Origin of the sequence: Rahnella sp. CG8 (assembly GCF_023701875.1) — a bacterium.
Taxonomy (GTDB): Bacteria; Pseudomonadota; Gammaproteobacteria; order Enterobacterales; family Enterobacteriaceae; genus Rahnella; species Rahnella aceris.
The window spans coordinates 81,568-90,207 of sequence record NZ_JABAED010000022.1 but is presented as its reverse complement, the minus strand read 5'-3'; the positions used below and the strand labels follow the sequence as shown (position 1 = coordinate 90,207).

The following is an 8,640-nucleotide window of genomic DNA, read 5'->3' as shown; positions in this document are numbered from 1 at the left end:
AAAACATCACCTCAACAGGAGTTAAAGATGGCAAAAGTACTGGTTCTCTATCATTCCATGTATGGTCATATTGAAACGATGGCGCAAAGTGTTGCAGAAGGCGCACGCAGCGTTCCAGGTGTTGAAGTCACAATAAAACGCGTCCCTGAAACCATGCCTGAAGAAGCCTTTAAGGCTGCCGGTGGTAAAACCGGTCAGACGGCAGAAGTCGCTTCCCCCGCAGAACTCGCTGATTACGATGCCATCATCTTCGGCACACCGACCCGATTCGGTAACATGACTGGCCAGATGCGCACTTTCCTTGATCAGACCGGCGGCCTGTGGGCCAAAGGCGCACTGGCAGGCAAAGTCGCCAGTGTATTCAGCTCGACCGGCACCGGCGGCGGTCAGGAAATGACCATTACGTCAACCTGGACCACCCTCGCCCACCACGGCATGATTATCGTTCCAATCGGTTACACCACACCTGAACTGTTCGATATTTCTCAGGTTCGCGGCGGTACACCTTATGGTGCCACCACCATCGCCGGTGGCGACGGCTCGCGCCAGCCGAGCGCAGAAGAACTACGGATTGCCGTACATCAGGGCAAACATGTGGCGACCATCGTCAGTAAACTGGTCAGCTAAATAACCGCGTAAAATAAGGCGCAGAATTCTGCGCCTTAAATTCCTTACAGGCCTGTTAAAGCACGCCACGCCCCTCTGAAAACAGCCCTGCTCTACTTGTAAATTCATTACATGTATCAATAGCTTCTGCGTTTTCTGATTGTTCCCAGGAATCAGTTTGGAGACTTTGGTTTGTTTCTAAACTGTTAGCGTCTTTTACAAAAATCGCCGGGTTTTCTTTAATTCCTTTTACTAAGCACGTCATCACAAGTTCCTTTAGTAATTTCAGCTGTCTTTTCTACGACTAAAAAAAACGGCCCTTGCGGACCGTTTTGTCTCTGACGGAGATTACGCCGGTTTTGCTTATTTACCACGCGACGCAATAATGTTTTCGGCCACATTGCGCGGTGCCTCGGCATAGTGATTGAACTCCATGCTGTAGGTTGCACGACCTTGCGACATCGACCGCAAAACGGTGGAATAACCGAACATTTCAGACAGCGGCACTTCGGCTTTGATAATTTTACCGCCACCGCCCGCGATTTCTTCCATGCCCTGCACCGTACCGCGACGCGACGATAAATCGCCCATCACGCCACCGGCATACTCTTCCGGCGTTTCCACTTCCACTTTCATCATCGGTTCCAGAATCACCGGATCGGCACGTTTCGCCGCTTCTTTGAAACCAAAGATCGCCGCCATTTTGAACGCCATTTCCGAGGAATCGACCTCGTGATAGGAACCAAAGGTCAGCGTCACTTTCACATCGACCACCGGATAACCGGCCAGAATGCCGTTGTTCAGCGCTTCCGTGACCCCTTTTTCAACCGCAGGGATATAGTCGCGCGGCACCACGCCACCTTTGGTCGCATCCACAAACTCAAAACCTGTGCCTGCCGGCAATGGTTCGAGCGTGAAGACCACGTGGCCGTACTGACCTTTACCACCGGACTGACGCACAAACTTCCCTTCGACATCTTTCACCGTTTTGCGCACCGTTTCACGGTACGTTACCTGCGGTTTGCCGATGTTGGCTTCCACGCCGAACTCCCGTTTCATACGGTCGACGATGATTTCCAGATGCAATTCGCCCATACCGGAAATGATCGTCTGGCCGGATTCCTCATCGGTGCGGATACGGAACGACGGGTCTTCTGACGCCAGCCGTGACAGCGCGATGCCCATTTTCTCCTGATCGGCTTTAGTCTTCGGCTCGATGGCCTGCGAAATCACCGGATCCGGGAACTCCATGCGCACCAGCGTAATGATGTCCGAAGGATCACACAGTGTTTCACCCGTCGTCACATCTTTCAGCCCCACACAGGCGGCGATATCACCAGCACGAATTTCGTCAATCTCGATACGGTCATTGGCATGCATCTGCACGATACGGCCAATACGTTCCTTCTTGCCGCGCACCGGGTTATACACGCTGTCGCCTTTTTTCAGCACGCCGGAATAAACACGGACAAACGTCAGCTGGCCGACATACGGGTCAGTCATCAGTTTGAATGCCAGCGCCGAAAACTTCTCGTTGTCATCAGAGTGACGGAAAACGTCGTTACCGTCTTCGTCTGTACCCGCCACCGGTGGAATATCCAGCGGAGAAGGCATCAGTTCGATCACGGCATCGAGCATGCGCTGCACGCCTTTATTCTTGAACGCACTGCCGCACAGCATCGGCTGGATTTCACCGGCGATAGTGCGCAGACGCAGCCCTTCGGTAATTTCATCCTCAGTCAGCGTGCCTTCTTCGAGATATTTATCCATCAGCGCGTCATTAGCTTCAGCGGCTGCCGACACCATTTTCTCGCGCCATTCTTCTGCCAGAGCCTGCAATTCTGCCGGGATCGCTTCATAGGTAAAGGTCATACCTTGTGTCGCGTCATCCCATAAAATGGCGCGCATTTTGCGCAAATCCACCACGCCGGTGAAATGCTCTTCTATACCGATCGGAATGACAATCGGCACCGGATTGGCTTTCAGCCGGTCCACCATCATCTGGCGGACACGGAAGAAATCTGCGCCCTGACGGTCCATTTTGTTGACGAACGCCAGACGCGGCACTTTGTATTTATTGGCCTGACGCCAGACGGTTTCAGACTGTGGCTGCACGCCGCCCACGGCGTCGTACACCATCACCGCACCGTCGAGAACGCGCATGGAACGCTCCACCTCAATGGTGAAATCCACGTGCCCCGGGGTGTCGATAATGTTAATGCGGTGCTCATCGAAGGAGTGATCCATCCCGCGCCAGAAACAGGTCACGGCGGCTGACGTAATGGTAATGCCGCGTTCCTGTTCCTGAGCCATCCAGTCTGTGGTCGCACCGCCGTCATGCACTTCTCCCAGCTTATGATTCATGCCGGTATAGAAAAGAATACGCTCGGTGGTGGTGGTTTTACCTGCGTCGATGTGTGCTGAGATACCGATATTGCGGTAGCGCTCGATTGGCGTTTTGCGAGCCATATAACGTCCTTACTGGTTGATGGCTAAGTTGGCGGAGAGTGGTTTTCACGTCCCGTCACAAAGTAATGAGTACTAAACTTCTTAATGCGGAGAGTATACTACAATTGTACGTGTATATTCGTACAATAAATTTATTCTATCGATGAAATTGGTCAGAGGCCGTCGCGTTGTACAGCAGCAGAGGGATAGGCTATATTGCGCGGCCGCCGATGAGCGTCGTTAAAGTAAAGGAACAATATGATAGCCAACCATCCTGAGCGCGAGCAGATCCGCCTCGAAAATGTTCTGACTGCGCTGGGTAATCCGTTACGTCTGGCCGTGGTGCGCACCCTGGCAAAAGGTGGCGAGCATCCTTGCGGAACCTTATTACAGGGCCTGTCAAAATCGACGCTGACGCACCACTGGCGCGTATTGCGTGACAGCGGCGTTATCTGGCAGCGCCCTGACGGTCGTGCCAATTTGCTTTCGCTGCGCCGCGAAGATCTGGATGCCCGCTTCCCCGGCCTGCTCGATTCCCTGCTCAGCGCCATCGAATCCGACGGCATTACACTGGAATCCACCCAGAAACACATTTCCGAGCAGCACCTTTAATGAGCCGTCAGTTGCGATTTTACAAGATCGCAAAACGTATTGATTATAGCCGATGAATGGCTGTCTTCGCGCCGCGCGAGATATAACGGTGCGCTGAGTTGTGTCGCGGCGTCCAGCGGCAAAAATATCACCCCGTCCCCGCCCAGCCGGGTCATGGATTCCGGCACAATAGAAATCCCCAGTCCGGCGCCGACCAGGCTCAGACAAGAGGTTAAACGTGGCGCTTCCTGCACGATATGCGGACTGAAACCGGCACGCACATACGCCGCCAGTATGGCATCGTACAATCCCTGACCGGCGCGACGGCGGTATAATACAAAAGGCTCGTTACTCAGATCTTCGAGTCTGAGTGGCTGACTGGCTGGTTGCGACGCCAGTTTGTGTCCGGCCGGAACCGCCACCCACATCGGTTCCTCCAGTACCTTTTCCATCTCTAACTCCGGCATATCTTTGACCCGCATGCGCACAAAAGCGACATCCAGCTCGCCCGCCACCACGGCGGCCAGCAATTCGCCACTGCCACTTTCCTCAAGCTGAGTGCTGACGGCCGGATAAATTTCCCGATAACGGCGCAACAGCGCGGGCACAAAAGTATGCAGCGCGGCCGAGCTGGTGAAACCGATGCGGATCCGACCCTGTTCGCCCTGCGCGGCACGGTGCATGGCAGCGCTGAGCTGAGCGGCACGTGCCAGCACGGCACGGGCTTCCTGCACTAACACTTCACCCGCTTCGGTCGGGATCACCCCACGCGGCAAGCGTTGTAATAAAGGGATGCCAAATTCCTGCTCCAGTCCCTGTAACAGGCGCGTCAGCGGCGGCTGTTGAATAAACAGCAATTCTGCGGCGCGGGTAATGCTGCCCGCTTCCACCACGGTAACAAACGCATTCAGACGTTTCAGTTCAATCATAACCATACCTTCAGGGTATCTTTAGCCATTAATAAATGCATTAGACATCATGGCACATCCACGCGCATGATCCTTAACAGAATTTACGCCTCTGGCGGCTTTGGATTACTTTTGAGGGAGAGTGTGAAAATGTCAGCGCAAACGCAGGAAAAATTAATGCCTGAGACAGAAGAAAATACCGCGCCACAACCCGATTGCAGGCAACTGTTTATGGGCTTTTTCGTCCTTGGCCTGACCGGTTTCGGTGGCGTGCTGCCGATGGCGCGACACATGCTGGTGGATAAACGCCACTGGCTGACCGCCGCTCAGTTCACCGAGTTGCTCGGGTTGTGCCAGTTTTTACCCGGCGGCAACATCATTAACCTGTCGGTCGCGCTGGGGATGGAGTTCCGCGGATTACGCGGCGCATTATCGGCGCTACTCGGGCTTATTCTCGCGCCGACGATTTGTGTGGTGCTGCTCGGCCTTGTGTATGCACGTTATCAGAATGAACCGCTGGTGGAACATCTGTTCGCCGGGATGGCGGCGGCGGCGGCCGGTTTACTGCTCTCGACCGGCATCAAAATGCTCGCTCCTTTGCGGGGGAAATGGCTGCAACTTTTGCTGGTTGCCGTCGGCGTAATGGCAATTGCCGTGTTCCGGATCCCGATGCTGCCGGTCATGCTGGTGCTGGCCCCGGTCAGTATTTTCATCTGTGCGAGGAGTAAATTCTGATGCCAGTTTTACTTTCTCTTGCCCTGTTATTTACCGAACTTTCCGTGCTGGCATTTGGTGGCGGAAATACCGTTCTGCCCGAGATGCAACGTGCAGTGGTGCAGGTGCATCACTGGATGAGTGCGCAGGAGTTCAGTGCGCTGTTCGCCCTGGCACAGGCCGCTCCCGGCCCGAATATGATGATCGTGCCGCTGATTGGCTGGCAGGTTGCCGGATGGTCAGGATTGCTGGTGTCTTCTCTGGCAAAATTTGGTCCGTCGTCAATCATTACACTTGTCGTGATGGGCGGCTGGAAACGTTACAAAGACCGTCCGTGGCGGCAGATAGTGCAACGCGGGCTGGTGCCGGTGACTGTCGGGCTGGTGGTGTCGAGCGGATTACTGATCGCCAAAGCCTCAGCCACCACGCTGACGCTTGCGGGGGTGATCGCCTTGTGTACCCTGCTGGCGCTCAGTAAGCGTATCCACCCGTTATGGGTACTGGCCGTTGGCGCGGTGCTCGGACTGGCATTCGGCTGACATCATTGCGAAGCAGATCGCAACATTCAGCTGGCAAATAGGTTATTGATTGGGAATTGAGTTCTTCTATAGTTATCAACCATTAAGGACGATGATGAAAATCAAACCTCTGAGCCTTGCTGTCGCTGCCCTGCTGCTTTCCTCACCTTCTGTTTTTGCCGCCGATAATCAACCGGAACTTAGCCAGCGCGAAGTGACGCTGCTGACTGTCGACGGCTTACAGTTCAAAGATCTCGATCATTCCGGGAAACTGGAACCTTATGAAGACTGGCGACTGACGCCGGAAGAACGAGCAGCGGATCTGGTGAAACGCATGACGCTGGAGGAAAAAGCCGGGGTGATGATGCATGGCTCGGCACCGACGGCCAACAGCCCGATCGGCGCAGGCACGCATTATGACATGGCAGCGGCGGAAAAGATGATTGCCGGCGCGAAGGTCAACAGCCTGATCACCCGGCTTTCGGCGAACGACCCCGCCATGATGGCGGAAGAAAACAATAAACTGCAGCAGATTGCCGAAAAGACGCGCCTGGGTATTCCGGTCACCGTCAGCAGCGACCCGCGTAACTCATTCGAGTATCTGGTCGGTGCGAGTACCTCTTCCGGTAAATTCACCCAGTGGCCGGAAACCTTAGGACTGGCGGCGATTGGCAATGAGAAACTCACCCGCCGTTACGCCGATATCGTCCGTCAGGAATATCTGGCCGTCGGTATCCGTGAGGCACTTTCACCGCAAGCCGATCTGGCAACAGAGCCGCGCTGGGCGCGTATCAGTGGCACCTTCGGCGAAGATCCGACACGGGTGCATAACATGGTGCGGGGTTATATCGAAGGGATGCAAAACGGTCCTGACGGACTAAATCAGGGCAGCGTGATTTCCGTGGTCAAACACTGGGTCGGCTATGGCGCGGCTGAGAACGGTTTTGACAGCCATAACGTCTACGGCAAAAACGCCGTCTTCCCCGGCAATAATCTCAAAGAACACATCTATCCGTTTACCGGCGCGTTTGAAGCCAAGGTCGCCAGCGTCATGCCGACATATTCAATCCTGAAAAATGTTTCCGTGGACGGCAAACCGCTCGAACAGGTCGGTGCCGGATTCAGTCATCAGTTGCTGACCGACATTCTGCGCGGACAATACGGTTTCAAAGGCGTCATTCTCAGCGACTGGCTGATCACCAGCAATTGCGAAAACGAATGCCTGAACGGTTCGCCGGAAGGTAAAGAACCGGTGCCCGGTGGCATGTCGTGGGGTGTCGAGAATCTGACGCCGCAGCAGCGTTTCGTGAAGGCGGTGCTGGCGGGTGTCGATCAGTTTGGCGGCGTGACCGACTCACAGTTGCTGGTCAGCGCAGTGCATGAAAAGCAACTGACTGAACAGCGCCTGGATGAATCTGTTGTGCGTATTCTTGAGCAAAAATTCCAGACCGGACTGTTTGAAAATCCGTATGTCGATGTGCAGAAAGCCACCCAAACCGTCGGGCGCGCTGACTGGCAAAAAGAAGCCAATTCGGCGCAGGGACATTCACTGGTATTGCTGCAAAACACCGATGATGTGTTACCGCTGAAAAAAGGCAAAAAGATCTGGCTGTACGGCATAGCACCGCAGGCCGCGACGGCAGCCGGTTTTACCGTGGTGGATGCGCCGGAGAAAGCCGATATTGCGCTGATCCGCGCCCATGCCCCGTACGAGCAACCGCATAAAGCCTGGTTCTTTGGCAAGCGCCATCACGAAGGCTCGCTGGCCTTTACCGGTGACAACGCGGATTATCAGGCGATCGTGAAAGCCAGCAAAGCAGTGCCGACAATCGTCACCGTTTATCTCGACCGTCCGGCGATCCTGACCAACGTGAAGGACAAAGCGAAAGTGATTATCGGCAATTTCGGTGTCAGCGATACCGTTTTGTTTACGCGCCTGACCAGCACCGAAGCCTATACCGGTAAGCTGCCGTTTGAACTGCCATCGTCTGAAGAAGCCGTGCTCAGACAACAGTCCGATATGCCACATGACAGCGAAAATCCGCTGTTTGATATTGGCTTTGGTCTGGCGCGTTAAGCCCTGTTAACCGGTGACCCGCGCCAGCACAAAACCGTCCCAGCCTTTGCTGCCGACGGTTTGCAGCGCGGTCGCTGATAAACGCGGTTCCTGTTCAATCATCTCAATAAAGCGACGCACACCCTGCACCCGGGCGTCGTCGCTGTGCGGATCCACCACCGCGCCGTCCCGCACCACATTATCGCCAATAATTAATGTCCCCGGTTTCGACAATTTCAGTGCCCATTCCAGATAAAGCGGATTGCTGGGTTTATCGGCATCAATAAAAATCAGGTCAAACGGCGCTTCCGCCGCGAGCGTGGGCAAGGTTTCTGACGCAGGCCCGGTGTGTAAGGTAATTTTATCCTGCAAACCGGCCAGCTCAATGTTGGTTTGTGCGATGCGCGCATGATGCGGATCGGCTTCCAGCGTCACGACTTTTCCGAGCGCCGGTAACGCCCGCGCCAGCCAGATAGTGCTGTAAGCGCCGAGCGTGCCGATTTCTAAGACTTTCTGTGCGCTGATGATTTGGGCGAACAGCGCCAGTAATTTTCCCTGATTGGGTGCTACATCGTGTGCGGGTAAACCGGCCTGATGATTGTTTTTCAGTACCTGATCCAGAACCGGATCGCCGTCCACTAAATGACTCACCAGATAGTTGTCAACCGCTGCCCATTTCCTGCTGTATTCCTCCGGACTCCCCTGACCCATTTTCGCCTCCCGGCCGTGAATTTTACATAGAGAACATGATTAAAAAACTCACTATTAACCCTAATCACTTCCGGCCATTTTGCTCAGA

The 8,640-nt window shown here is 54.6% G+C and carries 9 protein-coding genes; 5 read left to right on the top strand and 4 right to left on the bottom strand.

Annotated features, from left to right (window positions below; translation table 11 throughout):
- The first annotated feature begins 27 nt into the window (after window positions 1-27).
- The gene (gene wrbA, locus HGO41_RS19115) at window positions 28-627 is read left to right on the top strand and encodes an NAD(P)H:quinone oxidoreductase (RefSeq protein WP_165497931.1); all 600 of its coding nucleotides are present in this window, start codon (window positions 28-30) and stop codon (window positions 625-627) included.
- Between the two features lie 55 nt (window positions 628-682).
- Here the strand turns inward: wrbA and HGO41_RS19110 are convergent, their stop codons facing one another.
- Both HGO41_RS19110 and fusA read right to left on the bottom strand, forming a co-directional pair.
- On the bottom strand, window positions 683-871 hold the full coding sequence (locus tag HGO41_RS19110; protein ID WP_013575291.1) for a type II toxin-antitoxin system CcdA family antitoxin: 189 nt from the start codon (window positions 869-871) through the stop codon (window positions 683-685).
- 98 nt (window positions 872-969) lie between these two features.
- The gene (gene fusA / locus HGO41_RS19105) at window positions 970-3,075 is read right to left on the bottom strand and encodes an elongation factor G (protein ID WP_250981315.1); all 2,106 of its coding nucleotides are present in this window, start codon (window positions 3,073-3,075) and stop codon (window positions 970-972) included.
- A gap of 237 nt (window positions 3,076-3,312) precedes the next feature.
- On the opposite strand from fusA, the gene HGO41_RS19100 reads away from it, so the two are divergent.
- Complete coding sequence (locus HGO41_RS19100) at window positions 3,313-3,666, top strand: ArsR/SmtB family transcription factor (RefSeq protein WP_013575288.1); 354 nt, start codon at window positions 3,313-3,315, stop codon at window positions 3,664-3,666.
- Here HGO41_RS19100 and HGO41_RS19095 read toward each other — a convergent pair.
- On the bottom strand, window positions 3,663-4,580 hold the full coding sequence (locus HGO41_RS19095; RefSeq protein ID WP_198670086.1) for a LysR family transcriptional regulator: 918 nt from the start codon (window positions 4,578-4,580) through the stop codon (window positions 3,663-3,665). The genes HGO41_RS19100 and HGO41_RS19095 overlap by 4 nt on opposite strands.
- Window positions 4,581-4,730: 150 nt before the next feature.
- On the opposite strand from HGO41_RS19095, the gene HGO41_RS19090 reads away from it, so the two are divergent.
- The 3 genes from HGO41_RS19090 to HGO41_RS19080 all read left to right on the top strand — a co-directional run bounded on the left by HGO41_RS19090 (window position 4,731) and on the right by HGO41_RS19080 (window position 7,862).
- On the top strand, window positions 4,731-5,288 hold the full coding sequence (locus tag HGO41_RS19090) for a chromate transporter (RefSeq protein ID WP_173362069.1): 558 nt from the start codon (window positions 4,731-4,733) through the stop codon (window positions 5,286-5,288).
- On the top strand, window positions 5,288-5,806 hold the full coding sequence (locus HGO41_RS19085) for a chromate transporter (RefSeq protein WP_126124835.1): 519 nt from the start codon (window positions 5,288-5,290) through the stop codon (window positions 5,804-5,806). Before HGO41_RS19090 ends, HGO41_RS19085 begins: the two co-directional genes overlap by 1 nt.
- 94 nt (window positions 5,807-5,900) lie before the next feature.
- A complete protein-coding gene (locus tag HGO41_RS19080) occupies window positions 5,901-7,862 on the top strand; it encodes a glycoside hydrolase family 3 protein (protein ID WP_121019394.1) in 1,962 nt (653 codons plus the stop codon).
- 6 nt (window positions 7,863-7,868) lie between these two features.
- Here HGO41_RS19080 and HGO41_RS19075 read toward each other — a convergent pair whose 3' ends face one another.
- Entirely contained in the window at window positions 7,869-8,552 is a 684-nt protein-coding gene (locus HGO41_RS19075) for an O-methyltransferase (RefSeq protein WP_250981314.1), read from the bottom strand.
- Window positions 8,553-8,640: the final 88 nt, after the last annotated feature.

Coding starts and splice junctions, on each gene's coding strand:
- HGO41_RS19090 (WP_173362069.1), top strand. CDS start 4,731: ATGCCTGAGACAGAAGAAAATACCGCGCCACAACCCGATTGCAGGCAA.
- wrbA (WP_165497931.1), top strand. CDS start 28: ATGGCAAAAGTACTGGTTCTCTATCATTCCATGTATGGTCATATTGAA.
- HGO41_RS19080 (WP_121019394.1), top strand. CDS start 5,901: ATGAAAATCAAACCTCTGAGCCTTGCTGTCGCTGCCCTGCTGCTTTCC.
- HGO41_RS19095 (WP_198670086.1), bottom strand. CDS start 4,580: ATGGTTATGATTGAACTGAAACGTCTGAATGCGTTTGTTACCGTGGTG.
- fusA (WP_250981315.1), bottom strand. CDS start 3,075: ATGGCTCGCAAAACGCCAATCGAGCGCTACCGCAATATCGGTATCTCA.
- HGO41_RS19110 (WP_013575291.1), bottom strand. CDS start 871: ATGACGTGCTTAGTAAAAGGAATTAAAGAAAACCCGGCGATTTTTGTA.
- HGO41_RS19100 (WP_013575288.1), top strand. CDS start 3,313: ATGATAGCCAACCATCCTGAGCGCGAGCAGATCCGCCTCGAAAATGTT.
- HGO41_RS19085 (WP_126124835.1), top strand. CDS start 5,288: ATGCCAGTTTTACTTTCTCTTGCCCTGTTATTTACCGAACTTTCCGTG.
- HGO41_RS19075 (WP_250981314.1), bottom strand. CDS start 8,552: ATGGGTCAGGGGAGTCCGGAGGAATACAGCAGGAAATGGGCAGCGGTT.